Origin of the sequence: Streptomyces sp. NPDC001315 (genome assembly GCF_042896175.1) — a bacterium.
Taxonomy (GTDB): Bacteria; Actinomycetota; Actinomycetes; order Streptomycetales; family Streptomycetaceae; genus Streptomyces.
In genome coordinates, this window is sequence record NZ_JBIAWZ010000001.1 from 841,609 (window position 1) to 867,438 (window position 25,830).

23 protein-coding genes are annotated in these 25,830 nt (G+C 70.9%); 10 read left to right on the forward strand and 13 right to left on the reverse strand.

The window, feature by feature from the left end:
• Positions 1-68: 68 nt before the first annotated feature.
• On the reverse strand, positions 69-2,585 hold the full coding sequence (locus ACFY16_RS03650) for an FHA domain-containing protein (protein ID WP_390645413.1): 2,517 nt from the start codon (positions 2,583-2,585) through the stop codon (positions 69-71).
• Between the two features lie 238 nt (positions 2,586-2,823).
• On the opposite strand from ACFY16_RS03650, the gene ACFY16_RS03655 reads away from it, so the two are divergent.
• Complete coding sequence (locus tag ACFY16_RS03655) at positions 2,824-4,956, forward strand: streptophobe family protein (RefSeq protein ID WP_390645414.1); 2,133 nt, start codon at positions 2,824-2,826, stop codon at positions 4,954-4,956.
• Positions 4,957-5,451: 495 nt separating this feature from the next.
• The gene (gene serB, locus ACFY16_RS03660; RefSeq protein WP_390645415.1) at positions 5,452-6,666 is read left to right on the forward strand and encodes a phosphoserine phosphatase SerB; all 1,215 of its coding nucleotides are present in this window, start codon (positions 5,452-5,454) and stop codon (positions 6,664-6,666) included.
• Between the two features lie 155 nt (positions 6,667-6,821).
• Here the strand turns inward: serB and ACFY16_RS03665 are convergent, their stop codons facing one another.
• The 4 genes from ACFY16_RS03665 to ACFY16_RS03680 all read right to left on the reverse strand — a co-directional run bounded on the left by ACFY16_RS03665 (position 6,822) and on the right by ACFY16_RS03680 (position 9,355).
• Complete coding sequence (locus tag ACFY16_RS03665; protein ID WP_390645416.1) at positions 6,822-7,340, reverse strand: SixA phosphatase family protein; 519 nt, start codon at positions 7,338-7,340, stop codon at positions 6,822-6,824.
• Positions 7,341-7,452: 112 nt separating this feature from the next.
• On the reverse strand, positions 7,453-7,659 hold the full coding sequence (locus tag ACFY16_RS03670; RefSeq protein ID WP_390645417.1) for a hypothetical protein: 207 nt from the start codon (positions 7,657-7,659) through the stop codon (positions 7,453-7,455).
• Between the two features lie 211 nt (positions 7,660-7,870).
• Positions 7,871-7,987 carry an SGM_5486 family transporter-associated protein gene (locus ACFY16_RS03675; protein ID WP_390645418.1) on the reverse strand — a complete coding sequence of 39 codons (117 nt, stop codon included), beginning with the start codon at positions 7,985-7,987 and terminating at the stop codon, positions 7,871-7,873.
• A 48-nt stretch (positions 7,988-8,035) separates the two neighbouring features.
• On the reverse strand, positions 8,036-9,355 hold the full coding sequence (locus tag ACFY16_RS03680) for a CynX/NimT family MFS transporter (protein ID WP_390645419.1): 1,320 nt from the start codon (positions 9,353-9,355) through the stop codon (positions 8,036-8,038).
• A 70-nt stretch (positions 9,356-9,425) separates the two neighbouring features.
• Between ACFY16_RS03680 and ACFY16_RS03685 the strand changes: the two genes are divergently transcribed.
• Complete coding sequence (locus tag ACFY16_RS03685; RefSeq protein WP_390645420.1) at positions 9,426-10,115, forward strand: FadR/GntR family transcriptional regulator; 690 nt, start codon at positions 9,426-9,428, stop codon at positions 10,113-10,115.
• Here ACFY16_RS03685 and ACFY16_RS03690 read toward each other — a convergent pair.
• The 4 genes from ACFY16_RS03690 to ACFY16_RS03705 all read right to left on the reverse strand — a co-directional run bounded on the left by ACFY16_RS03690 (position 10,096) and on the right by ACFY16_RS03705 (position 13,462).
• Positions 10,096-10,443 carry a hypothetical protein gene (locus ACFY16_RS03690; RefSeq protein ID WP_390645421.1) on the reverse strand — a complete coding sequence of 116 codons (348 nt, stop codon included), beginning with the start codon at positions 10,441-10,443 and terminating at the stop codon, positions 10,096-10,098. The genes ACFY16_RS03685 and ACFY16_RS03690 overlap by 20 nt on opposite strands.
• A gap of 186 nt (positions 10,444-10,629) precedes the next feature.
• Positions 10,630-11,397 carry an enoyl-ACP reductase FabI gene (gene fabI / locus ACFY16_RS03695; RefSeq protein WP_390645422.1) on the reverse strand — a complete coding sequence of 256 codons (768 nt, stop codon included), beginning with the start codon at positions 11,395-11,397 and terminating at the stop codon, positions 10,630-10,632.
• 5 nt (positions 11,398-11,402) lie between these two features.
• A complete protein-coding gene (gene fabG / locus ACFY16_RS03700; protein WP_390645423.1) occupies positions 11,403-12,122 on the reverse strand; it encodes a 3-oxoacyl-[acyl-carrier-protein] reductase in 720 nt (239 codons plus the stop codon).
• Positions 12,123-12,340: 218 nt separating this feature from the next.
• Positions 12,341-13,462 carry an SEC-C domain-containing protein gene (locus tag ACFY16_RS03705; RefSeq protein WP_390645424.1) on the reverse strand — a complete coding sequence of 374 codons (1,122 nt, stop codon included), beginning with the start codon at positions 13,460-13,462 and terminating at the stop codon, positions 12,341-12,343.
• Between the two features lie 162 nt (positions 13,463-13,624).
• Here ACFY16_RS03705 and ACFY16_RS03710 point away from each other — a divergent pair, with 162 nt between their 5' ends.
• The 3 genes from ACFY16_RS03710 (at position 13,625) to tyrS (ending at position 17,950) form a co-directional block, all read left to right on the forward strand.
• Entirely contained in the window at positions 13,625-15,148 is a 1,524-nt protein-coding gene (locus ACFY16_RS03710) for a TldD/PmbA family protein (RefSeq protein ID WP_390645425.1), read from the forward strand.
• 82 nt (positions 15,149-15,230) lie between these two features.
• On the forward strand, positions 15,231-16,625 hold the full coding sequence (locus ACFY16_RS03715) for a metallopeptidase TldD-related protein (RefSeq protein WP_390645426.1): 1,395 nt from the start codon (positions 15,231-15,233) through the stop codon (positions 16,623-16,625).
• Between the two features lie 56 nt (positions 16,626-16,681).
• Positions 16,682-17,950 carry a tyrosine--tRNA ligase gene (gene tyrS, locus ACFY16_RS03720; RefSeq protein ID WP_390645427.1) on the forward strand — a complete coding sequence of 423 codons (1,269 nt, stop codon included), beginning with the start codon at positions 16,682-16,684 and terminating at the stop codon, positions 17,948-17,950.
• Positions 17,951-18,016: 66 nt separating this feature from the next.
• Here tyrS and ACFY16_RS03725 read toward each other — a convergent pair whose 3' ends face one another.
• Entirely contained in the window at positions 18,017-18,295 is a 279-nt protein-coding gene (locus ACFY16_RS03725; RefSeq protein ID WP_390645428.1) for a GlsB/YeaQ/YmgE family stress response membrane protein, read from the reverse strand.
• A 245-nt stretch (positions 18,296-18,540) separates the two neighbouring features.
• Between ACFY16_RS03725 and ACFY16_RS03730 the strand changes: the two genes are divergently transcribed.
• Complete coding sequence (locus ACFY16_RS03730; protein ID WP_390645429.1) at positions 18,541-18,918, forward strand: DUF3099 domain-containing protein; 378 nt, start codon at positions 18,541-18,543, stop codon at positions 18,916-18,918.
• 198 nt (positions 18,919-19,116) lie between these two features.
• Positions 19,117-19,335 (forward strand): hypothetical protein, encoded by a 219-nt coding sequence (locus tag ACFY16_RS03735; RefSeq protein WP_351146868.1) that lies wholly within the window; start codon positions 19,117-19,119, stop codon positions 19,333-19,335.
• A gap of 8 nt (positions 19,336-19,343) precedes the next feature.
• On the opposite strand, the gene moaA is transcribed toward ACFY16_RS03735, so the two are convergent.
• The 3 genes from moaA to ACFY16_RS03750 all read right to left on the reverse strand — a co-directional run bounded on the left by moaA (position 19,344) and on the right by ACFY16_RS03750 (position 22,469).
• Entirely contained in the window at positions 19,344-20,333 is a 990-nt protein-coding gene (gene moaA, locus ACFY16_RS03740) for a GTP 3',8-cyclase MoaA (RefSeq protein WP_390645430.1), read from the reverse strand.
• A 157-nt stretch (positions 20,334-20,490) separates the two neighbouring features.
• Complete coding sequence (locus tag ACFY16_RS03745; protein WP_390645431.1) at positions 20,491-22,116, reverse strand: cation acetate symporter; 1,626 nt, start codon at positions 22,114-22,116, stop codon at positions 20,491-20,493.
• Positions 22,113-22,469: a DUF485 domain-containing protein gene (locus tag ACFY16_RS03750; protein WP_390645432.1), complete on the reverse strand. Its 357-nt coding sequence runs from the start codon at positions 22,467-22,469 to the stop codon at positions 22,113-22,115. The genes ACFY16_RS03745 and ACFY16_RS03750 overlap by 4 nt, the downstream gene beginning before the upstream one ends.
• Positions 22,470-22,731: 262 nt before the next feature.
• On the opposite strand from ACFY16_RS03750, the gene ACFY16_RS03755 reads away from it, so the two are divergent.
• Positions 22,732-24,261, forward strand: coding sequence for a S8 family serine peptidase (locus ACFY16_RS03755; protein WP_390645433.1), 1,530 nt, complete (start codon positions 22,732-22,734; stop codon positions 24,259-24,261).
• Positions 24,262-24,373: 112 nt separating this feature from the next.
• Positions 24,374-25,768, forward strand: a complete 1,395-nt coding sequence (locus tag ACFY16_RS03760; protein WP_390645434.1) for a CoA transferase — start codon at positions 24,374-24,376, stop codon at positions 25,766-25,768.
• Positions 25,769-25,830 lie beyond the last annotated feature (62 nt).

Here is a 25,830-nt window from a genome sequence, read left to right on the forward strand (position 1 = left end):
ATCGCACGACGCCGAAGGGCGGCACCCTCGTGACGAGGGTGCCGCCCTTCGGCGTCGTGCGAGCGCGGTTACTTGCGCATGACCTCGGGCTCGTGGCGGCGCAGGAAGCGGGCCACGAAGAAGCCGCAGATCACGCCGAGGACGATCAGGGCGGCCATGTCCAGGCCCCAGGCGCCGACCGTGTGGTCCCACAGCGGGTCCGTGCTCCCGCCGTCCGTCGGCGGGCTGATCTTGTTGAAGTCCAGCGTGGCGCCGGCCGCGCCGACCGCCCAGCGCGAGGGCATCAGGTACGAGAACTCGTTGACGCCGATCGAGCCGTGCAGGGTGAACAGGCAGCCGGTGAAGACGACCTGGATGATCGCGAACATGACCAGCAGCGGCATGGTCTTCTCGGCGGTCTTGACCAGTGCGGAGATGATCAGGCCGAACATCATCGAGGTGAAGCCCAGCGCCATGATCGGCACCGAGAGCTCCAGGATCGGCGCACCGCCGAAGACCAGGCCCTTGTCCGGGATCTCGCGGCTGAAGAAGCCGATGGTGCCGACCAGGGCGCCCTGGAACACGGTGATCGCGCCGAGCACGAACACCTTGGACATCAGGTACGCCGAACGGGACAGGCCGGTGGCGCGCTCCCGCTCGTAGATGACACGTTCCTTGATCAGCTCGCGGACGGAGTTGGCCGCACCGGCGAAACAGGCGCCGACCGCGAGGATCAGCAGGACCGTGGTGGCCGTGCCGTTCGGGATGATGCGGCCGGTCTGCGGGTTCGCCGGGTTGGGCAGCAGGCCCTTGTCCGCGTCGATGAGCAGACTCACCGCACCGAGGACGGCCGGCAGGATCACCATCAGCAGCAGGAAGCCCTTGTCGGAGGCGATCACCACGGTGTAGCGGCGTACCAGCGTGACGAACTGGGACATCCAGCCCTGCGGCTTCGGCGGCTTCATCGCCTGCATCGGCGCCATCGGTACGGACTGCGGCGCGACCGCGTCGATGTCCGCGGCGTACATCTGGTAGTGCTGCGAGCCCTTCCAGCGGCCCGCCCAGTCGTAGTCGCGGTAGTTCTCGAAGGCGGAGAAGACGTCGGCCCAGCTGTCGTAGCCGAAGAAGTTCAGCGCCTCCTCCGGCGGACCGAAGTAGGCGACGCTGCCGCCGGGCGCCATCACGAGGAGCTTGTCGCAGATCGCCAGCTCGGCCACGGAGTGGGTGACGACAAGGACCGTACGGCCGTCGTCGGCGAGGCCGCGCAGCAGCTGCATGACATCGCGGTCCATGCCTGGGTCGAGGCCGGAGGTCGGCTCGTCCAGGAAGATCAGCGACGGCTTGGTGAGCAGCTCCAGAGCCACGGAGACGCGCTTGCGCTGGCCGCCGGAGAGGGAGGTGACCTTCTTCTCCTTGTGGATGTCCAGCTTCAGCTCGCGCAGCACCTCGTCGATGCGGTCCTCGCGCTCGGTGGCCGTGGTGTCGGCCGGGAAGCGCAGCTTGGCCGCGTACTTGAGGGCCTTCTTGACGGTCAGCTCCTTGTGCAGGATGTCGTCCTGCGGGACCAGACCGATGCGCTGGCGCAGCTCGGCGAACTGCTTGTACAGGTTCCGGTTGTCGTAGAGGACCTCGCCCTGATCGGCGGGCCGGTAGCCGGTGAGCGCCTTGAGCAGGGTCGACTTGCCGGAGCCGGACGGGCCGATGACCGCGATCAGCGACTTCTCCGGGACGCCGAAGGAGACGTCCTTGAGGATCTGCTTGCCGCCGTCGACCGTGACGGTGAGATGGCGCGCGGAGAAGGACACCTCACCGGTGTCGACGAACTCCTCGAGCCGGTCGCCGACGATCCGGAACGTCGAGTGGCCGACGCCGACGATGTCGGTCGGGCCCAGCAGCTGCGAGCCGCCCTTGGCGATCGGCTGGCCGTTGACGTACGTGCCGTTGTGCGAGCCCAGGTCGCGGATCTCCATGCGGCCGTCGGGCGTGGAGTGGAACTCCGCGTGGTGGCGGGAGACCTGAAGGTCGGAGACGACCAGGTCGTTCTCCAGGGCACGGCCGATGCGCATCACGCGGCCGAGGGAGAACTGGTGGAACGTGGTCGGGCTGCGGTCGCCGTAGACCGGCGGCGCCCCTGCGCCGCCACCGGGCACCTTCTGCGCGTACTGCTCGGCCGGGGCCTGCTGTTGCGGGATCGACTGCGCAGGGTTCGCCTGTGGTGGGCGCCAAGCGGCCTCCGGTTCCGGTGCCTGCGGGGCCCAGCCGGGGTTCGCGCCCTGGGCCGCGTACGGCTGCTGCTGGGGCTGTGCGACAGCCGCGGCGCCCGAGAGGCTCACGCGCGGTCCGTCGGTGGCATTGCCCAGGTGGACCGCCGAGCCGGGGCCGATCTCCATCTGATGGATCCGCTGGCCCTGCACGAACGTGCCGTTGGTGCTGCCGTGGTCCTCGATGACCCAACTGCGGCCGTTGAAGCTGACCGTGGCGTGACGCCAGGAGACCCTGGCGTCGTCGAGAACGATGTCCCCCTGCGGATCACGTCCGAGGGCGTATGACCTGGACGCGTCGAGCGTCCAGGTTCGTCCGTTCAATTCCAGTACGAGTTCTGGCACTCCAGCCCCACTGAGTTGTCCCCCGAATTACCCCCAACACAGGGAGTCTAGGGATGTCGAACATCGGGGGGAACTATTTCAGGAGCGGCCCCCTGACCGAAAGTCGAGCCTTGCGAAGACGGCGTACGGGCGCTTCGACTGTTCCCGTTGACGGGGTTGAAACCGGCCCGGAGAGTGGTAATCCCCCGCGAGGGGGACATGCGCGGCGGACGCCGCGCAGCGGATCGGGGGGTCTGCCATGAGTGCTGGCACGGACGTCGGGACCGAGCAGAGCAGGAGCGTGCCCTGGGCGGACGTCCTGTTGTCCGCGATCGCCTCGGTGAGCTGGGCGTTGATCGGGATGGCGGGCACGGCGGCGCTCGGGCTGCATCTGGTGGAGGCCGACGCGGCGGGCTCGCTCGGCCCGATGACCGCGGCGGTCGTGGCACTTGGGGCGGGTGGTTCGGTCTCGCCGTCCGGCGACGTGTCCGCTTTCGGCCTGAAAGGCGCGGAAGCCACCACGGCCATCGAGATCACGCCACTGGGCGTGGGCCTGGTCGGGGCGCTGCTGTTGTCGTGGTTCTTCCTACGGTCCCTGCGCACGGCCGGAGTTGGGATCTCCCCCGCCGAACTCCTCGCGCGCGTGGGCGCGGTGGTCGCCGTGTTCGTGGCGATGCTGGGCGGGCTGGCCTGGGCGGGGCACGACGTCATCACCATCGACGGGGGCTCGCTGGGCCTCGACGACCTGCCCGGCGGGGGCGGCGGGGGCGGCGGGGTCGGCATCCCGGGTCTGGGCGACATCGGGGACCTCGGGGGGCTGCTGCCGGACCGGCTCGGCGACCTGGTCGACGCGAAGGCGGCGGTCGGGTTCACCGTCGACACGGCACCCACCCTGCTGGGCGGTCTGGCCTGGGCGGCCGGCGTCCTGCTGATCGCCCTGCTGGCCTCGCGCCGCACCCCTCTGCCTCGCGGCTGGGCGGCCGTGCACCGGGTGGTACGGCCGGCCGTGTCCGCGCTCGTCACGGTGCTGCTGATGGCGGTGGCGGCGGGGCTCGCGGCGGCGGCGTACGCGGCGATCGGTGACGACCATCCCCAGCGGATCGCGGGAGCGGCGCTGCTCGGCGCGCCGAACGGGGTGTGGCTGGGCATCCCGATCGGCCTGTTCGTGCCGTGGGACGGCCGGGCGACGGGCGCGCTGGCGAAGCTCCTGCCCAACCCCCTGGACGACCTTCTCGCGGTGCGGTCCGACCAGCCCGTCACGCTGGGGCGGCTGGCGGATCTGGACGGACGGGTGTGGCTGCTGGGGGTCGCGGCGGCACTGATGATGCTGCTCGCCGGGGTGCTGACGGCGGTACGTACTCCGATGGGGACGGTGGTGGAGGGGCTCGGAGCGAGCGGCGTAGGCGGTGCGGGGGCGGGTGCGGCAGGGGGTTGGCCTCCTGGAGACGTACGGGGCTCTGGGACCGGAGCTGTAGGGGCCGCCGCCGTCGGCGTCGTACGGGATCCGGGCGCCCTCGCCTTCGCCGGGCGGTGTGCGCTGCGGCTGGGCATCGTGACCGCGTTGGCGCTGCCGCTGCTGGCCTGGCTGACGGAGGTGTCCGTGGACGCCTCCCTGTCGGTGCTGGGCTTCGACGCGTTCGGCGCCGGGATCGAACTCCACGGTCACCTGGGTATGGCGCTGCTCCTCGGCGCGGTGTGGGGGGCGGGCGCGGGGGCCGCCGGGGCTCTGTTGGCGTACGTGTGCGGGGCGGCGGGGCGACGGGCGGCGCCGCTGGCACTGGGTGACCTGGCTGGGGGCGGGGCCAAGGGGGTCGCGGCGGACGGCACGGGAGTCGTGGGCACCGGAGCCGACACCGCAGTGCCGGGGCAGTACGGGGCGCCGTCGGGGCCGTACGCCCCTGGTGCGCCGTACCGGCCGCCCAACGCTGCCACCAATCCGTACCTCCAGCTGCCGGACGAAGTACGCGAACCGCAGGACGGGCGGCCGGAGGGCGGAGCGGTTCGGGGTGAGGGCCGGGGGTCCGGCGGAGGTAGGCAGGGGCAGGCCGGGCCGACGGGGGAAGCCCGAGACGGCGGGCCACGGCCGCCCGGCTGGGACCGGCCCGACGGGGCCTGGCCGGCCGGGGGTCGGCCCGCGCCGGATGCGGGCGGGGCGGGGACGGACCCGTCCGGTGCGCGGTCGCCCGGTGACTTGCCCGAACCGCGGTCGCCCGGTGCCCCCTCGGCGCACGACGACCTGTACGGCGCCCCCACCATGGCCCGACCGCTCGATCCGCCCCCGCGGCGGCCTCCGGGGTCGCGTCCCGAGAAGCGTCGGTCGGCTCCGCGGGACGACGGGCCGCCGCCACCTCCGCCGCCACCTCCCCCGGCGCCACCGAAGCGGCCCCGGTGAACCAGGCGACGGACAGGGCACCGCGGCTCCGGCCCAGGGCATGCCTCCGGCACCCCGTTTCCACCGAAGCCGCCCCGGCCGGAGAGGCGGCCCGCTCCGGCACATCCCGACAACCGCCGCCGACCCCACCGGACGACAGCCCGCCGCCGCCCCTCTCACCTCCGCCAAGCCCACCCCACCGAACTTCACGGCCGGACAGGCACCGCCGCACCGCCTCCCACGGGGCACCCCCGACAGCGCGCCGTCGCCCCCGCCGGACGCGGAGCCGACGCCTCTCTCCCGCCTCGCCCGAAAGCGGCCGGTGACCTGCGGTCGGGCAAGGGGTCGGGACCGGTCCCGACCGTGCCGTCGCATGTGAGCCCGGTCGACGTTCGGGGGTAGGAGCCGTAGCCTGCTCGTAAGATCCGCGCTGGTTGCCGGACACCCAGTGTTCCGTGTCCGTCAGACGGACCTCAGGCGCGGAAGGCACTGGGTGCCGGATACGGTGGGAACACCATGAGCGCTTCGCAGACCTCGACCTCTGACGTCCCCACTCTCCTCGTCAAGATCTTCGGCAAGGACAGGCCCGGCATCACGGCCGGTCTCTTCGACACCCTCGCCGCCTTCTCCGTCGACGTGGTCGACATCGAGCAGGTCGTCACCCGTGGCCGCATGGTGCTGTGCGCGCTTGTGACCGAGCCGCCGCGCGGGCTGGAGGGGGATCTTCGGGCCACCGTCCACAGCTGGGCCGAGTCGATGAAGATGCAGGCGGAGATCATCTCCGGCCTCGGTGACAACCGGCCGCGCGGCCTCGGCCGCTCTCTCGTCACCGTCCTCGGCCATCCGCTCACCGCGGAGGCGACCGCAGCCGTCGCCGCCAGGATCACCAAGGCCGGCGGCAACATCGACCGTATCTTCCGGCTGGCCAAGTACCCGGTGACCGCGGTGGAGTTCGCGGTGTCCGGGGTGGAGACCGAGCCGCTGCGCACCGCCCTGGTGACCGACGCGGCCGCGCTGGGCGTGGACATCGCGGTCGTGGCCGCGGGCCTGCACCGGCGCGCCCAGCGACTGGTCGTCATGGATGTGGATTCCACGCTCATCCAGGACGAGGTGATCGAGCTCTTCGCCGCCCACGCCGGCTGCGAGGACAAGGTCGCCGAGGTGACAGCGGCCGCGATGCGCGGGGAACTGGACTTCGAGCAGTCGCTGCACGCCCGCGTGGCCCTGCTCGAGGGGCTGGACGCCTCGGTGGTGGACAAGGTGCGCACCGAGGTGCGGCTCACCCCGGGCGCACGCACGCTGATCCGTACGCTGAAGCGGCTCGGCTACCAAGTCGGCGTCGTGTCCGGTGGGTTCACCCAGGTCACCGACGATCTGCAGGAGCGGCTCGGGCTGGACTTCGCCCAGGCCAACACGCTGGAGATCGTCGACGGGAAGCTGACCGGCAAGGTCACGGGCGAGATCGTGGACCGGGCCGGCAAGGCGCGACTGCTGCGGAGGTTCGCCGCCGAGGCGGGCGTACCGCTCGCCCAGACCGTGGCGATCGGCGACGGCGCCAATGACCTGGACATGCTCAACGCGGCCGGCCTCGGGGTCGCCTTCAATGCCAAGCCGGTGGTGCGCGAGGCGGCGCACACCGCGGTCAACGTGCCGTTCCTGGACACGGTCCTTTATCTGCTGGGCGTCACCCGCGAAGAGGTCGAGGCGGCGGACACCCACGACGACCACTGAGATAGACCACCACTGAGATGACTGAGAACCGCCGAGATAACCGAGACCGCTGAGCCCCCCGCTGGGATCACGAGCGGTCAGCCGCCCGTGACGAGCGACGAGGGGTCCGGCACCGACCCGCGGTGCAGGACCCCTCGCGCACGGTGTCCGGGGACTCAGTCGGTCGGTGCCCAGTAGTCGACCAGCGTGGCCACTCCCGGCTCCAGAGTCTTCCAGGAGCCGTCGAAGGACAGCACGGCGAAGGCGGCGGCCGGGAAGTCCCGGGAGTTCATCCGCTCGCGGGTGTCGCCCTCGGCCGAACCGGCCAGGATGTCGGCGAGGCCATGCACGCCCGGGTTGTGGCCGATCAGGATGACGTCGTGCGCGTCGTCGGGGGTCTCGTTGAGCAGGGCGATCAGCTCTCCGGGCGAGGCCTCGTAGATCCGCTCCTCGTAGACGGTTTTCGGCCGGTGCGGGAACTCATGGACGGCGAGCTTCCAGGTCTCGCGGGTCCGGGTCGCGGTGGAGCACAGGGCCAGGTCGAAGGGGATGCCGGTGTCGGCGAGCTTGAGTCCGGCGACTGCGGCGTCCTTGCGGCCCCGGTCAGCGAGCGGCCGCTCATGGTCGGTCACCTGTGGCCAGTCGGCTTTCGCATGCCGGAAGAGGACAATCCTGCGGGGTTCTGCGACGCTCATGGAATCCAGCTTCGCATGAAACACGCCATGGGGCGCAGGGGGTTGACATGCCGCTTTACTGGCGGCTTCCGGTACGGCAGCGGCGCCCAGAACGAGGCCGGCCGTCCCGTCCCTAGTGTGCGAACAAGGCCTGCACGCGCTCGAGGAGATGGGTGATCGCCGGATCACCGGTGGCCGCTTGGGCGTCGGCCGGGTTCAGTATCAGCGCGAGCAGGGTGATGAAGGCGAGCGCCGGGAGGGCGAGGGCCCACCAGGGCAGCCGGATGTCGACACGTCCCGTGGTCGCCGGGTGGGGCCGGGTGTGCGTAGGGGCCGACATGGGTGCCTCCGCTGGTCGCCGAGTGATCGGTGGCCCGCGCCTCGCGGCCACACCTCGAAGTTACGGAATCCCGGGCCCCCAACCCATCCGGTGACCCACCCACTTGACCCTGACCCTCACCCCCTAGGGGATGGGGGGGCTGGCACCACCATCGGCTCCCAGGTCGACCCCCGCCGTCGGCTTCGCGAGGGGTGGGAGGAGGCCGGGGCGGTCACGGTGAGGCGATCGTCGCGATGATGGCGATGATCACGAAAATGGCGAAGAACGAGCCGAAGACGAGCAGCATCTTCTTCTGGCCGTTCGGCGGGTTCGGGTCGAGCACTGGCATGGGGCAAGTCTCGCACCCCTCGCCCGCACCGGGCCCGCCGGGGTGAGGTCAGCGGGCCGCCTCGTCCTCCACCGTGCGGTCGCGCCCCGCCATCAGGCCCACGACCATCTGCGGAACCATCAGCGCGGCCATGAGCGCGATCGGCAGCCCCCAGCCGCCGCTGTGCTGGTAGAGCACGCCGACCAGCAGCGGGCCGGGGATCGAGATCAGGTAGCCGGTGCTCTGCGCGAAGGCCGACAGCTGGACCACGCCCGCGCCGGTCCTGGCCCGCATCCCGACCATCGTGAGTGCCAGGGGGAAGGCGCAGTTGGAGACGCCGAGCAGCACGGCCCAGGCCCAGGCACCGCCGGCCGGCGCGAAGTACAGGCCGGCGTATCCGGCGAGGCCGCAGGCGCCGAGCGCGAGCACGATCGGGCCCTGGTGGGGCAGCCGGGTGGCCAGGCGCGGGATGACGAAGGCGAGGGGCACACCCATCACCATCGTGACGGCCAGGAGCAGCCCGGCCGTGCCCGCGGGCACCCCGGCGTCCCGGAAGATCTGCGCCATCCAGCCCATCGTGATGTAGGCGGCGGTGGCCTGGAGCCCGAAGAAGACAGCGAGTGCCCAGGCGGTCCGGCTGCGGGTGATACGCAGCGCGGCCTGCTGCGCCTCCCCGCGCGCGGGCTCCTGCGTGGCCGCCGGGCCCCGGTCCCGCACCAGCGGGATCCACGGCAGTACGGCCGCCGCCGCCAGGCCCGCCCAGACCGCGAGCCCGGTCTGCCAACTGCCGCCCAGCATCTCGGTCATGGGCACGGTCACCGCGGCCGCGGCGGAGGTGCCGAGGGCGAGGGCCATCGAGTACAGGCCGGTCATGGGGCCGACCCGGTCCGGGAACCAGCGCTTGACGATGACCGGCATCAGGACGTTGCTGACCGCGATGCCCATGAGGGCGAGCGCGCTGGCCGTGAGGAAGCCGGCCGTGCTCCCCGCGTACGGCCGGATGAGCAGACCGGCGGTGATGGCGGCCATGCCCGCGCAGACGACCGCGCCCGGTCCGAAGCGGCGGGCGAGCCGGGGCGCCATGGCGCCGAAGACGGCGAAGCAGAGCGGCGGCACCGAGGTGAGCACCCCGGCCAGGCTGCCGCTCATGCCGAGCCCGTCGCGCACCTCTTCGAGGAGGGCGCCGAGGCTGGTGATGGCGGGGCGGAGGTTCAGGGCGGACAGCACGATGCCGACGACGACCAGCCGCGTCGCCCACGCGCGCGTGCCGTCGGGCACGCCCGGCACGTCGGACATCGACACCGGGGACTCGCCGACGGCCGGGGCCGGACTGCGTACGGTCGTGGACGTCGGCGTCCGGCTTTTCTCGCTCACCATGAGGGTCATCATAGGATCATGGGATGATTGGTTGTCCATCCCCGGGTGGCCCGCTCCCGCCCCCCGCGTGCGAAGGTGTGCCATGCCCCTGAGCCATCCCCGTCGCTCGGCGCTGTCCGAGCAGGTCATCGCCGAGCTGCGCAACCAGATCACCTCGGGCGAGTGGCCGGTCGGCTCCCGCATCCCGACCGAGCCCGAACTGGTCGAGCAGCTCGGGGTCGCCCGCAACACGGTCCGCGAGGCCGTCCGGGCGCTGGCGCACAACGGTCTGCTGGACATCCGCCAGGGCTCCGGCACGTACGTCGTGGCGACGAGCGAGCTGGCGGGCGTGATGCACCGCCGTTTCTCCGGCGCCGACCCGCGGCACGTCGCCGAGCTGCGCTCCGCACTGGAGTCGGCGGCGGCGAGGCTGGCGGCCGAGCGGCGCACCGAGAAGGACCTGAAGCAGCTCGACACACTGCTGCTGCGGCGCGAGGAGGCCTGGGCGTCGGGTGACACGGAGGCGTTCGTGGCTGCCGACGCCACCTTCCACCTGGCCGTGGTGTCCGCCTCCCACAACGACGTCATGACCGCGATGTACGCGGACCTGGGCGAGGTGCTGCGGGACTGGCTGCGTGACGACGTCGGCGAGGAGCTGACGCCGGAGACGCACATGGATCACACTCGCCTGGTCGACGCGATCCGCGCCGGCGACGCCGACTCCGCCACGGCGGAGGCGGCGAGCTATCCGTTCCTCTGCCGTCCGGGACGGTTCACCGCTTCTGGTGGCTGATCCACACCGAGCGCACTTCCTTCCAGCAGCGACCGGTGAGCCGTACGGTCATCGCGGGGCCGGTGTCGACGGGGGCGCCGTCGGTGTCGAGGTCCCACCAGCGGTCGCACTCGACGTGCAGGCTGACACGATCGGTGTCGGCATAGGGGTTGTGGCAGTAGGCGACGACGTGGGAGCCGCGGACGGTCGTACGGCACTCGGCGCCGAACGGCTCCCTCGGGGCCGGTCGCCCGGTCTTCACACGCGCGTGGGGCATCGCCTCGTACGGCAGGGACAGCACAAGAGCGACGGCAACGGTCACTGAGGCCAGGCTGCGGGACAAGCGCACAAGGGGACCTCCTGGGCCGTGCTCGGGAGGGTCTCGCGTGGTGAACGCGTTACTCCAGAGTGCGCAATCGTCGCCCTCACCCGCCCGGCCGGATGCGCCGAACGGGTGACGCCCCGCTCCCCGCGCGCTGCGGGAAACGGGGCGCCGACGACGTACGGGACGTCATAGGAGACGACGTACGGGAGATCACGCACCGATGGCGTGCAGACCGCCGTCCACGTGGACGATCTCGCCCGTGGTCTTCGGGAACCAGTCGCTCAGCAGCGCCACGATGCCCTTGCCGGCCGGCTCCGGGTCCTTGAGGTCCCACTCCAGCGGGGAGCGGCTGTCCCAGACGGAGGCCAGGTCGCTGAAGCCCGGGATGGACTTGGCGGCCATCGAGCCGAGCGGGCCCGCCGAGATGAGGTTGCAGCGGATGTTCTGCTTGCCCAGGTCTCGGGCGAGGTAGCGGCTGGTGGCCTCCAGGGCGGCCTTGGCGGGGCCCATCCAGTCGTACTGCGGCCACGCGTACTGCGCGTCGAAGGTGAGGCCGACGACCGAGCCGCCGTTCTGCATCAGCGGCAGGCAGGCCATGGTCAGCGACTTCAGGGAGAACGCCGAGACGTGCATGGCGGTGGCGACCGACTCGAACGGCGTGTTGAGGAAGTTGCCGCCGAGCGCGTCCTGCGGCGCGAAGCCGATGGAGTGGACGACGCCGTCGAGGCCGCCGAGCTCCTCGCCGACGACGTCGGCCAGGCGCGCGAGGTGCTCGTCGTTGGTGACGTCGAGCTCGATGACCTTGGTGGGCTTCGGGAGCTTCTTGGCGATGCGCTCGGTCAGCGTGGGCCGCGGGAACGCGGTCAGGATGATCTCGGCGCCCTGCTCCTGGGCCAGTTTGGCGGCGTGGAAGGCGATGGAGGACTCCGTCAGCACACCGGTGATCAGGATGCGCTTGCCCTCGAGAATTCCGCTCATGGTGATCAGTGACCCATTCCCAGTCCGCCGTCAACAGGGATGACGGCTCCAGTGATGTACGAGGCGTCGTCCGAGGCGAGGAACCGCACCGTCGCGGCGACCTCCTCCGGCTGCGCGTACCGGCCGAGCGGGACCTGCGCCACGATGTTCGCGCGCTGCTCGTCAGTGAGCGCCTTGGTCATGTCGGTGTCGACGAAACCGGGCGCGACGACGTTGAAGGTGAGGTTGCGCGAGCCCAGCTCACGGGCGAGGGAGCGCGCGAAGCCGACGAGGGCCGCCTTCGAGGCGGCGTAGTTCGCCTGGCCGGGGCCGCCGTACAGCCCGACGACCGACGAGATCAGCACGACGCGGCCCTTCTTGGCGCGCAGCATGCCGCGGTTGGCGCGCTTGACGACGCGGAAGGTGCCGGTGAGGTTGGTGTCGATGACCGAGGTGAAGTCGTCCTCGGACATGCGCATCAGGAGCTGGTCCTTGGTGATGCCGGCGTTGGCGACCAGGACCTCGACCGGGCCGTGCTCGGCCTCGATCTCCTTGTAGGCCTGCTCCACCTGCTCGGTGTCGGTGATGTCGCACTTGACGGCCAGGCAGCCCAATTCCGTCAGGGCGGCCGGCGGCTCACCCGAACGGTACGTGATGGCGACCTTGTCGCCGGCATCGGCGAATGCGCGGGCGATGGCGAGGCCGATGCCCCGGTTGCCTCCGGTGACGAGAACCGAGCGGCTCAACGGATCACCCTTTCCATAGGGGTCTGACACACCCGCCCGAACACCTGGATGACCGGCGGCTTCCCTCGAAAACCTATCGGTCCGGCCGCGTCGGGGGACATTCGGGCACCGACAGTGGCGCACCCTGCCGTCTGTTGGATCCCTACAGTCGCCACACTCGTCGTACCGGAGTCGGTCCGCCGTGCGATCACCCATGGGGGCAGGCCGGCTCCCTCGGTTCACTGGAGGGCGGGGTTCCCGCAGCACTTCTTGTACTTGCGCGCCGATCCGCACCAGCAGGGGCCGTTGCGAAGCGGGGGCCAGTCCGTCACCTGCCCCGTACGGGCGAGTTCGGCGGCGTACGCGGACCGGGTGGCCGGCACATCGGGCGATCCGCCGTCTCCCGCCGCGTACGTCTCCAGGCCGCGCACCGAGGCACGGCCGACCGCGAGGTGCGTGGCTCCCTCCCCGGAGAGCTCCCGGAGCGTGTCCTCGACCCGCCGCCGATGCTCGCCGTGCTCGCTGCCGTACGCTTCCGCGGCCTTCGGCCAGTGTCCCCGCAACCGGGCGAACTCCTCCGGAGGCCAGTACAGGACGCAGGTACTGCGCAGGCCACGTGTCTGGCGGCGCCCGCCCGTCAATCCGTCCGTCAATGCCGCGATCTCGGCTTCCAGCAGCTCCGGGGCGCCCTCCGCCGTCCGCTTGAGCAGCAGAGGGTCGTGCATCTCGTCCAGCGGACGTACATGGCCGAGGAAGGGGGCCGCGCGCCGTTCGTGCAGTACGTCGGCCACCTGGTCCCAGTCGTCGTGCGGCTCGCCGAGCAGCCGCCGCACCCGGTGCCGGCCGATGACAAGCATCTCCACGTCGAAGTGGTGCGGATCCCTTTCCACCGTGTCCGCGGTCACCGGGGTCCCCGCACCGAGGGCGTGCGTGACGCCGGCCGTGAACCACTCGGCGGCCGTGGCCGTCTCGTTCCGCGACTCGAAGCTCTCCGCGACGAAGTTCCAGGCGCCCGCGTGCCTGGGGTGGCGCCTGCGGAACGCACCCGCCGCCGCACGTGCCTCCTCGTCGCGCCCGGCGTCCCACAGCGTGTCGATCCGGTACGCGTCCACCAGGTCGGGTTCGGCAAGACCGCCGCTTCCCGGGTCCAGCAGCCGTTCGTACAGCGTGATCGCCCGGTCGTGCTCGCCCGCCTCGTTCCACGCGTCGGCGGCCTCCAGAAGGAGTTCCTCGCGGTCCTCGGGGCACTCCGCCGCCACACTCTCGCATTCCCGCGCCACCGTGGCGTCGTCGATCGTGGGCAGGGATGCGCTGGGGCGGTTCTTTCCGTTGCCGGCGCCGGTGCGGTGCTTGCTGGACATGGATCCACCGTAGTGCGGCGGGAGTTGACGCAGCCGGGCGATCAGGGCGGGATTCACCCCTCCGTCCCGCGTTCCGTCCGCGAGGCGTGTTTGACTTCGGTCTGGCGATTCGATGGTTCGAGCAGGACAGACCCGGTGGTCAGAGCGAAGGGAATCCCACCCGTGCCCCATGAAATCGATCAGTCGTTCCTGGCGCTACCCCTCAGGGCCTTGGCCGACGCCGCACTGGCACGCGCGCGTGCCCTCGGCGCCGAGCACGCCGACTTCCGGTTCGAGCGGGTGCGCAGCGCCTCGTGGCGGCTGCGGGACGCCAAGCCGGCCGGCTCGTCGGACACCACGGACCTCGGGTACGCGGTACGGGTCGTGCACGGCGGTACGTGGGGGTTCGCGTCGGGCGTGGATCTGACGATGGACGCCGCCGCCAAGGTCGCCTCGCAGGCGGTGGCGATGGCCAAGCTCTCCGCCCAGGTGATCAGCGCGGCCGGGTCGGACGAGCGAGTGGAGCTCGCCGACGAGCCCGTGCACGCCGAGAAGACGTGGATCTCGTCGTACGAGATCGATCCGTTCGCCGTGCCGGACACGGAGAAGGCGGCGCTGCTGGCGGAGTGGAGCGCGCGGCTGCTGGCGGCCGACGGGGTCAACCACGTCGACGCCTCGCTGCTCACGGTGCACGAGAACAAGTTCTATGCGGATACCGCCGGGACCGTCACCACACAGCAGCGGGTGCGGCTGCATCCGCAGCTGACCGCCGTGTCGGTGGACGAGTCGAGCGGCGAGTTCGACTCGATGCGGACCATCGCACCGCCCGTGGGGCGCGGCTGGGAGTATCTGACGGGCACCGGGTGGGACTGGGAGTCGGAGCTCACCCAGCTGCCGGAGCTGCTCGCGGAGAAGATGCGGGCGCCGAGCGTCGAGTCGGGCGTGTACGACCTGGTCGTCGACCCGTCCAACCTGTGGCTGACCATCCACGAGTCCATCGGGCACGCCACGGAACTGGACCGCGCGCTCGGCTACGAGGCCGCCTACGCCGGCACCTCCTTCGCCACCTTCGACCAGCTCGGCAAGCTGAGGTACGGCTCGCAGCAGATGAACGTCACCGGCGACCGCACCGCCGAGCACGGTCTGGCGACCGTCGGGTACGACGACGAGGGCGTCGAGGCGCAGTCCTGGGACCTGGTGAAGGACGGCACGCTGGTCGGCTACCAGCTGGACCGGCGCATCGCGCGGCTGACCGGGTTCGACCGGTCCAACGGGTGCGCGTTCGCCGACTCCCCGGGGCACGTGCCCGTGCAGCGCATGGCCAACGTGTCGCTGCAACCCGATCCGGCGGGAATGTCCACGGAGGACCTCATCGGGGGTGTCGACCGGGGCATCTACGTCGTCGGGGACCGATCCTGGTCCATCGACATGCAGAGGTACAACTTCCAGTTCACCGGGCAGCGCTTCTTCAGGATCGAGAACGGGCGGATCACCGGCCAGCTGCGGGACGTCGCCTACCAGGCCACGACCACCGACTTCTGGGGGTCCATGGCGGCCGTCGGCGGCCCCCAGACGTATGTCCTCGGCGGCGCCTTCAACTGCGGCAAGGCCCAGCCGGGCCAGGTCGCGGCCGTCTCCCACGGCTGCCCCTCCGCCCTCTTCAAGGGCGTCAACATCCTCAACACGACTCAGGAGGCCGGTCGATGAGCGCCAGCATCGGAATCGGCTGGGGGTCCGGGGGTTACCCCCCGGGAAAGCACAGTCTCAACACGACTCAGGAGGCCGGTCGATGAGCGCCCGTACGAGCAAGCCGCACGAGGTCGTCGAGCGGGCCCTCGCGCTGTCCCGGGCGGACGCGTGCGTCGTCATCGCCGACGAGTACTCCACCGCCAATCTGCGCTGGGCGGGCAACGCGCTCACCACGAACGGCGTCACGCGCGGGCGCACGCTCACCGTGATCGCGACCGTCGACGGCAAGGAGGGCACCGCCTCCGGTGTCGTGTCGCGGTCCGCCGTGACCGCGCAGGAGCTGGAGCCCCTGGTGCGGGCCGCCGAGGCCGCCGCGCGGGGCGCGGGGCCCGCCGAGGACGCGCAGCCGCTGGTCACGGGCGTGCCGGAGTCCCCCGACTTCGCGGAGGCGCCCCTGGAGACCTCCTCCGCGGTGTTCGCCGACTTCGCGCCGGCGCTCGGGGAGTCGTTCGCACGCGCGCGTGCGGGTGGGCGCGAGCTGTACGGCTTCGCCAACCACGAGCTCGTGACGACCTACCTCGGTACGTCCACGGGGCTGCGGCTGCGGCACGACCAGCCCAACGGGACGCTGGAGCTCAACGCCAAGTCACCGGACCGTACGCGCTCGGCCTGGGCCGGGCGGTCGACGCGGGACTTCAAGGACGTCGACCCGGCGGCGCTGGACGCGGAGCTGGCCGTACGCCTGGGCTGGGCGGAGCGGCGGGTGGAGCTGCCCGCGGGCCGCTACGAGACGCTGCTGCCGCCGACCGCCGTCGCCGACCTGCTGATCTACCAGATGTGGTCGGCGTCGGGCCGGGACGCGACCGAGGGACGGACGGTGTTCTCCAAGCCCGGCGGTGGCACGCGCCTCGGGGAGAAGCTGACCGACCTGCCGCTGACCCTGCGCAGCGACCCGAACGAGCCGGGCCTGGAGTCGGCGCCGTTCGTGATCGCGCACTCCTCCGGGGGTGACCAGTCGGTGTTCGACAACGGACTGCCGATCCGGGCGACCGAGTGGGTGGGCGGGGGTGAGCTGAAGCACCTCACGACCACGCGCCACAGCGCCGGTCTGACCGGGCTGCCGGTGGCACCCGCGATCGACAACCTGATCCTGGACGGCGGCGAGGACCGCTCCCTGGAGGAGATGGTCGCGGGCACCGAGCGCGGGCTGCTGCTGACCTGCCTGTGGTACATCCGCGAGGTGGACCCGGCGACGCTCCTGCTCACCGGCCTGACCCGGGACGGCGTCTACCTCGTGGAGAACGGCGAGGTGAGCGGCGAGGTGAACAACTTCCGGTTCAACGAGTCGCCGGTCGACCTGCTGGGGCGGGCGACCGAGGCCGGGCGCACGGAAAAGACGCTGCCGCGGGAGTGGGGCGACTGGTTCACTAGGGCTGCGATGCCCGCGCTGCGGGTGCCCGACTTCAATATGAGCTCTGTCAGCCAGGGCGTATAACCTCGTAGCCGGTGGTCGTTCGACCACGCAAGATCATCCAAGGAGATACGAGAACCGTGACGGACATCGTCGACGAGCTGAAGTGGCGGGGCCTGTTCGCCCTCTCCACCGACGAAGAGGCTTTGCGCAAGGCGCTCGCGGACGGTCCCGTCACGTTCTATTGCGGCTTCGACCCGACCGCGGCCAGCCTGCACGTCGGACACCTGGTGCAGGTGCTCACCATGCGCCGGCTTCAGCAGGCGGGCCTGCGCCCGCTCGCCCTGGTCGGCGGCGCGACGGGCCAGATCGGCGATCCACGCCCGACGGCCGAGCGCACGCTGAACGACCCGGAGACGGTCGCGAACTGGGTGACCCGGCTGCGCTCGCAGATCGAGCCGTTCCTGTCCTTCGAGGGTGAGAACGCCGCGGTCATGGTGAACAACCTCGACTGGACGGCCGGCCTGTCGGCCATCGAGTTCCTGCGGGACATCGGCAAGCACTTCCGCGTCAACAAGATGTTGACCAAGGACTCGGTGGCCCGGCGTCTGGAGTCCGAAGAGGGCATCAGCTACACGGAGTTCAGCTACCAGCTGCTCCAGGGCATGGACTTCCTGGAGCTGTACCGGCGGTACGGCTGCACCCTCCAGCAGGGCGGCAGCGACCAGTGGGGCAACCTCACGGCGGGTCTGGATCTGATCCACAAGCTGGAGCCGCACGCGAACGTGCACGCGCTGGCGACGCCCCTGATGGTCAAGGCGGACGGCACCAAGTTCGGCAAGACCGAGGGCGGCGCCGTCTGGCTCGACCCCGAGATGACGACGCCGTACGCGTTCTACCAGTTCTGGCTGAACGTGGACGATCGGGACATCTCGACGTACATGCGGATCCTGTCCTTCAAGTCCCGCGAGGAACTCGAGGAGCTGGAGAGGCAGACCGAGGAGCGTCCGCAGGCCCGCGCCGCGCAGCGTGCGCTGGCCGAGGAGCTGACGACGCTGGTGCACGGCGCCGACCAGACGGCCGCCGTGATCGCCGCTTCCAGGGCGCTCTTCGGCCAGGGCGAGCTGGCGGACCTCGACGAGAAGACGCTGGCCGCGGCGCTCTTTGAGGTGCCGCACATCCAGGTCGCCGAGCTGGGTCTCGTCGTGGACCTCTTCGCCGAGGTCGGCCTGGTGGCGAGCAAGTCGGCGGCACGCCGCACGGTCAAGGAGGGCGGTGCCTACGTGAACAACGCGAAGGTCACCACCGAGGACGCGGTCCCCGCCCAGGAGGACCTCATCCACGGCCGCTGGCTGGTGCTGCGCCGGGGCAAGAAGAACCTGGCGGCGGTCGAGGTCAAGGCCGGCTGAGCCGACACGGACAGGACGAAGGGGTGGCTTCCCGGACGGGGAGCCACCCCTTCGCCGTGCGTGGCCTCAGACTCGGTGCTTCTTGTGCCCCCACAGGGCCATGTACGCCATGTCACCGAGGAACACGATGATGATCGCGGCCACGAGCTGGAACACGTGCCGGCTCCAGTCGATGCCCCGGGTCTCGGCCACCCCGAGGCCGCGGGCCACGGCATTGCCGACGATGGCGCCGAGGATGCCGAAGATGGTGGTCAGCCAGAGGGGGCTGTGCTGCTTGCCCGGGATGATCGCCTTGGCGATCAGACCCAGCACGAATCCCACGATGATGGCCCACAACCAGCCCATGACTGCCTCCTCGTACGGCTTGACGCGAGCAGTACGGTCAGTGTCCGTCCGCTCGCCGTACGGCGCATGTCGGGTACGGCAGTACGTGCGAGGGCGCATGTCGTTCGCCCGGGCAGGAGGTGCCCCGGTCTCGAAGGCGGCGGAGCCGCGGCGTAACGTTGAAGCTGTTCGGGGCCCGGTTTCCCGGCCGGGTGCCGACCGGGCGCGGGCCAGGGGAGTCCGATACGGGTGGATGGTGGAATGTGATGCGGAAGCAGCGCGGCGGCGGCAACGTCCAGGTGTTCCGGATCACCGGAGCCCGGCAGGGCCTCCAGGATGACGTCCGCGGCCGGCAGCGCCGGTACGTCATCTCGATGACGATCCGTACGCTGTCGGTGATCCTCGCGGCCACCCTGTGGAACGTGGAACGGCACGTCGCGATCGTGGCCCTGGTCCTGGGCGCCGCTCTCCCCTACATCGCGGTGGTCGTCGCCAACGCCGGGCGGGAGAACGCGCCGTCGCTCCCGACGACGTTCGTGACCGTGCCGACGCCGCCGATGATCGAGCCGCCGCGGGCGGAGGGCGACGACGCGGAATCCGTCCCGGAAGACGTCGCGGGCGAGCAGGCTGAGCGCAGACCATGAGCAGGCCATGAGCAGCCTGTGCGCCAAGCTCAAGAAAAGCTCAGATCAATCCTGTTGTTCCGGCTCCCGGCGACCGGTCACCCGTGACATACTTCGTACGCGCTCCGCATCCCCCGTCGGAGCGACAGACCGACGCCGGGCAGCTCCCCCCGTGGCTGCTCGGCGTCGCCTTGTTTGCGCAAACCGTGAGATGAATCCGTGAGTGACGAGACACCTGTCTGTTCCGCCAAGGGCTGCCGTGCCGACGCCGTGTGGGTGCTGGCGTGGAACAACCCGAAGCTCCACACGCCGGAGCGGCGCAAGACGTGGCTCGCCTGCGAGGAGCATCGCGAGCACCTGTCGCAGTTCCTCGGGGTGCGGGGTTTCCTGAAGGACGTGGTGAAGTTCGCGGAGTGGGAGGCGCCCGAGGGCGCCTGACCTTCCGGTCACCCTCCGATCGCGGACATCGGGCGCTCCGGCTGCAGGAACGACGGGTCGTCCAGCCCCGAGCCCGCCTTCTTGCCCCACATCGCCAGCCGCCAGATACGGGCGATCTCCTCGTCCGGGGCGTCGCTGCGCAGTGCGGCGCGCAGGTCCGTCTCCTCGGTGGCGAACAGACAGGTGCGGATCTGGCCGTCGGCCGTGAGGCGGGTGCGGTCGCAGGCCGCGCAGAACGGCCGGGTGACGGAGGCGATGACGCCGACGCGCTGCGGTCCGCCGTCGACGATCCAGCGCTCGGCCGGGGCCGAGCCGCGCTCGTCGGAACCCTCGGCGGTCAGCTCGAAGCGGGTGCGCAGGGAGGCGAGGATGTCATCCGCGGTCACCATGCCCTCGCGCTTCCAGCCGTGCTGGGCGTCCAGGGGCATCTGCTCGATGAAACGCAGTTCGTAGTCGTGCTCCACCGCCCAGGCCAGCAGGTCCGGGGCCTCGTCGTCGTTCAGGCCCGGCATCAGGACCGAGTTCACCTTGACCGGGGTCAGGCCCGCCTCGCGGGCGGCTTCGAGGCCCGCGATGACGTCCTTGTGGCGGTCCCGGCGGGTGAGGGTCTTGAAGACGTCGGGGCGGAGGGTGTCCAGCGAGACGTTCACCCGGTCCAGGCCCGCGGCCTTCAGGGCCTCGGCCGTGCGCTTGAGGCCGATGCCGTTGGTGGTGAGGGACATCTGGGGGCGGGGGGCCAGGGCCGCGACCCGCTCGACGATGCCGACCAGTCCGGGGCGCAGCAGGGGCTCACCGCCGGTGAAGCGAACCTCCTCGATGCCCAGAGAGGTGACCGCGATGTCTATCAGGCGGACGATCTCGTCGTCCGTGAGGAGGTCGGGCTTGGCCAGCCACTGCAGGCCCTCCTCGGGCATGCAGTAGGTGCACCGCAGATTGCACCGGTCGGTCAGCGAGACTCTCAGGTCGGTGGCCACCCGGCCGTAGGTGTCGATGAGCACGTGGGCCCCCTCCCTCGTCGCGGATTCCATCTTCGTTCCGTCACCTGCGAGCCTACGTGACGTCACGGACAACGACAGTTGCCGATCCCACGAGGTAGGACGCGGCCGCGTCGTAGGACCCTACGATCCCTGCGACGCGGCCGCGGACGGGGAACGCTCAGTGCGCTCCGGTGCCGGTCAGTGACCGCACCTCGAGCTCGGCGTACTTGCCGGTGTCGGGCTCCTCCTTGGACAGCAGGGTGCCGACGACGCCCAGCAGGAAGCCGACCGGGATCGAGATGATGCCCGGGTTCTCCAGCGGGAACCAGTGGAAGTCGACGTCCGGGAACATCGACGTGGGCTTGCCCGAGACCACCGGCGAGAACAGCACCAGACCGACCGCCGTGACCAGGCCGCCGTAGATCGACCACAGTGCGCCGGCGGTGGTGAACCGCTTCCAGAAGAGGCTGTAGAGGATGGTCGGCAGGTTGGCCGAGGCGGCGACCGCGAACGCGAGGGCGACCAGGCCGGCGACGTTCAGGTCGCGGGCGAGGGCGCCGAGCGCGATGGAGACGGCGCCGATGCCCACCGTCGCCCAGCGGGCCGCACCGATCTCCTGCTTCTCGGTGGCGGTGCCCTTCTTGATGACGTTGGCGTAGATGTCATGGGCGAAGGAGGAGGACGAGGCCAGGGTCAGGCCCGCGACGACCGCGAGGATCGTGGCGAAGGCGACCGCCGAGATGGTGGCCAGCAGGATCGCGCCCCAGTTGGAGTCGACCCCGCCGAGATGGAGGGCCAGCAGCGGGGCCGCGGTGTTGCCCGCCTTGTTGGAGGCGATGATCTCATCCGGCTTGATCAGCGCGGCGGCGCCGAAGCCGAGAGCGAGAGTCATCAGGTAGAAGGCGCCGATCAGGCCGATCGCCCAGATCACGGACTTCCGCGCGGCCTTGGCGGTGGGCACGGTGTAGAAGCGGATCAGGATGTGCGGCAGCCCCGCGGTGCCGAGGACCAGGGCGATGCCGAGCGAGATGAAGTCCAGCTTGGTCGTGGACGTGGCGCCGTACTTCAGGCCCGGCTCCAGGAAGGCCGAGCCCTTACCGCTGTTGTCGGCGGCCGAACCCAGCAGGTCGGAGATGTTGAAGTCGAACTTCAGCAGCACCAGGAAGGTCAGCAGCAGGGCGCCGATGATCAGCAGCACCGCCTTGACCATCTGGACCCAGGTGGTGCCCTTCATGCCGCCGATGGTGACGTACACGATCATCAGGACGCCGACCAGGGCGACGATGCCGACCTTGCCGCCGTCGCTGGTGATGCCGAGCAGCAGCGAGACCAGGACGCCGGCGCCCGCCATCTGGGCCAGCAGATAGAAGATCGACACGACGATCGTGGAGGTGCCGGCCGCCGTACGGACGGGGCGCTGGCGCATGCGGTACGCCAGTACGTCGCCCATCGTGTAGCGGCCGGAGTTGCGCAGCGGCTCCGCGACCAGGAGCAGGGCGACCAGCCAGGCGACCAGGAAGCCGATGGAGTAGAGGAAGCCGTCGTAGCCGAAGAGGGCGATGGCGCCCGCGATGCCGAGGAAGGACGCGGCGGACATGTAGTCGCCGGAGACGGCGAGTCCGTTCTGGAAGCCGGTGAACTGCCGTCCGCCGGCGTAGAAGTCGGCGGCGTCCTTGGTCTGGCGGCCCGCCCAGACGGTGATGACGAGGGTCGCGGCGACGAAGACCGCGAACAGGGTGATGATCAGCGTCCGGTGCTCGCTCGCCTCGCCGGCGGCGAGCAGGGTGTGCTGCGCGGGGCTCATGCTCCGCCCTCCATCCGGGACTTGATGGCGTCGGCCTTCGGGTCGAGCTTGGCGGCGGCGTGCCGCGCGTACCACCAGGCGATGAGGAACGTGGTGAGGAACTGGGCGAGGCCCAGGACGAGGGCGACGTTGATGTTGCCGAACAGCTTGGTGCCCATGAAGTCGCCCGCGTAGTTCGACAGCAGGACGTACAGCAGGTACCAGGCGATGAAGGCGACGGTCAGCGGGAAGGCGAAGGACCGGTAGGAGCGGCGCAGTTCACCGAATTCGGCGCTCTCCTGCACCGCGACGAACTCCTCTGTGGAGGGGAGCCGGTGTTCTGTTTTCGAAGGGGGCGGTGCGTCGGTGGCCACGGAGTCTCCTCGCGTTGCGGGTGCGGTGACGACGGTGAACGAGGGGGGCGGGCGGGCGGTCACCCTCCCGTTCCCTGTTCAGGCTCACGGCGCCCGGCGAGGCGCGGTTCAACTCGGCGCGGTTCTTTCGGAAGTCATCTCCGTAAGTCATTGCTGGCCAGAGAGTTCGGAAGATAGCTTCACTCTGCACCACCCGTCATGTACCTGCCCGAGCACCATCCGTGTCCGGGCCGGATTTGTTTCCGGATGATGTGGAGATCCCATGGCTCATCTGCGTTCCAGACGCCGTCTCGCCCTCGCCGTGCCCGTCGTGCTGTCCTTGACCGCCTCGCTCGGTTTCCTGCCGGCCGCGGCATCGGCCGCACCTCGCGTGGAGTCCGCGGCACAGGCGGCCGACGCGGGGACCTTCGCGTACGTCGTCAACACCAAGCTGGACCACCGTACGATCGAGTCGGTCGAGAAGGCGGTCGTCGCGGCCGGCGGCACCGTCGTCGTGACGTACGACGAGATAGGCGTGATCGTCGCCCACTCCGCGAACCCCGGCTTCGCCGCGCAGATACGCACGGTGCGCGGCGTGCAGTCGGCCGGTGCCACGCGTACCTCGGCGGTCACCGCCGCGGGCACGACGGACGAGGGCGCGGTCCAGTACCTGTCCAAGGCCGAGGCCGCGAAGGTCGCCGCGCAGAGCACGGCTTCCGGCCAGGAGCCCCTTGAGGCCGACCAGTGGGACCTGCGCGCGATAGGCGCCGACAAGGCCGCGACGATCAACCCGGGCAGCAAGAAGGTGACCGTCGCCGTGATCGACACCGGCGTCGACGACACCCATCCCGACATCGCCCCGAACTTCTCCGCCTCGCAGTCCGCGAACTGCGTGAGCGGCAAGGCGGACACGACGTACGGCTCCTGGCGGCCGGTGGACGCCGAGCACTACCACGGCACGCACGTGGCGGGTGAGATCGCCGCGGCCCGCAACGGTATCGGCGTCGCGGGCGTCGCCCCCGGCGTGAAGGTCGCGAGCATCACGGTGGCCCAGCCGGACGCGAACAGCCTGTTCTTCCCCGAGAGCGTGGTGTGCGCCTTCGTCTTCGCCGCCGATCACGGCGTGGAGATCACCAACAACAGCTATTACGTGGACCCGTGGCTGTACAACTGCACGGACGACCCCGACCAGAAGGCCATCGTCGACGCGGTCAACAGGGCGCAGCTGTACGCCCAGAAGAAGGGCACCCTCAACGTCGCCTCGGCGGGCAACTCCAACGACGACCTCGACTCGGACGCCCTCGTCGACGACTCCAGCCCCGACGACTCGACCGCCGTGACCCGGACGGTCGACCCGCACGAGTGCTTCGACATACCGACCCAGCTGCCGGGTGTCGTCACCGTGAGCGCGACCGGCGTCAAGGGCACCAAGTCGTACTACTCCAGCTACGGTCAGGGTGTCGTCGACGTGGCGGGCCCGGGCGGCGACAAGTACCAGGTCCCGGGCACCCCCTCGCAGAACGGCCGCATCCTGTCCACGCTGCCGAACAACGGGTACGGCTACCTCCAGGGCACCTCGATGGCCTCCCCGCACGTCGCCGCGGTCGCCGCGCTGCTGAAGTCGACCCACCCGAACGCGACCCCGGCCCAGCTCCAGGCGCTGCTCAAGGCCCAGGCGGACAACCCGGGCTGCCCGACCGGCCCGTACGACGGGGACGGCGACGGGGTCGTGGACGCGACCTGCGTGGGCGGCAAGCGCGTCAACGGCTTCTACGGCTTCGGCATCGTCAACGCGCTGCGCGCGGTGAAGTAGCCGGCAAGGAGCACGCAGAAGGTCGGGCCGGGCGGTCGAACCGCCCGGCCCTTCTGCTGCCCCTGTGCCCCTGCTCAATATGTTGATCCAGTACATACTGCATAGTGCAGTCATGACTGGAATCAAGTTTGTCTGGTCCGCGCTGGACGGCGATCCCGCCCTCCTCACGCGCGTGTCGACGGTCGTACGGCGTGGAGCGCTCGAAGCACGTCTTCCGGTGCGGGAGTTGGCGCGGGCTTGCGTGGGCACGTGCGCGCTGGCCGCCGCCGAGCTCGGGGCGCGGCGGGCCGGGCTGCCGGAGGTGCCCGGGGTCCACGTGGACGACGGGGCCGTGGCCGCCGCCTTCGTCAGCGAGCGGCATCTGCTGGTCGACGGGCGGGCGCCCGTCAACTTCGCACCGCTGTCGCGGTTCTGGCGGACCGCCGACGGATGGGTGCGCACGCACGCCAACTATCCGCACCACCGGGCCCGGCTGCTGGGCGCGTTGGGGCTCGCTGAGGGCGCGACGGTGGACGACGTGGCCGGCCGGCTCGCCGAGCGGTCCGCCCTGGAGGTCGAGGACACGGTGTACGGCGCGGGGGGCCTCGCGGTCGCGCTGCGCACGGCGAAGGAGTGGGCCGGACACCCGCAGGCGGTCGCGGTGGCCCGGCGGCCGCTGGTGGAACGCGGGCGGCTGGACGCCGCGCACACGCGCGTGCTCACTCCGGTCGACGGCGGTCCGCTGCTGCCGGCCGCCGGGCTGCGCGTCCTCGACCTCACCCGGGTGATCGCCGGTCCGGTCGCCACCCGGACGCTCGGCCTGCTGGGCGCGGACGTCCTGCGCGTCGACGCCCCGCAGCTCCCCGAACTCCCCGACCAGCACGCCGACACGGGCTTCGGGAAGCGGTCGGCGGCGCTGGACCTGGTGGCCGACCGACGTGCCTTCGAGGAGCTGCTCGCGGCGGCGGACGTCGTCGTCACCGGGTACCGGCCGGGCGCCCTGGACCGGTTCGGCCTCTCCCCCGAGGCGCTGGCCGAGCGCAGGCCCGGGCTGGTCGTGGCACAGCTGTCTGCCTGGGGTGCGTACGGGCCGTGGGGCGAGCGGCGCGGCTTCGACAGCCTGGTGCAGGTCGCCACCGGCATCGCGGCCGTCGAGGGCTCGCCGGAGCAGCCAGGCGCGCTGCCCGCGCAGGCCCTCGACCACGGCACGGGCTATCTGCTGGCCGCCGCGGTGCTGCGGGCGCTCACCGAGCAGTCGTACGAGGGAGGCAGCCGGTTCGTACGGCTGGCGCTGGCGCGGACAGCGGCCTGGCTGACGGGCGGAATCTCGGACGGGATCGCGGACGGGATCGAGCCGGGGCCGTCGGGCGAGGTGCCGTACGACGGGCCGCGGCCCTGGCTGGCCGAGGCCGACGGCGGGATCGGACGGCTGCGGTACGCCCTGTCGCCGGTGTCGTTCGCGGGCGGACCGGCCGACTGGGTGCGGCCGCCGGGGCCCTGGGGCGGGGACGCGGCGCGCTGGCTCTGAGCCGGCGGACGGCCGGAATCGCATCGATGGGCGGAATGCCGTTCTCTCAGTTGTTTCCCTGG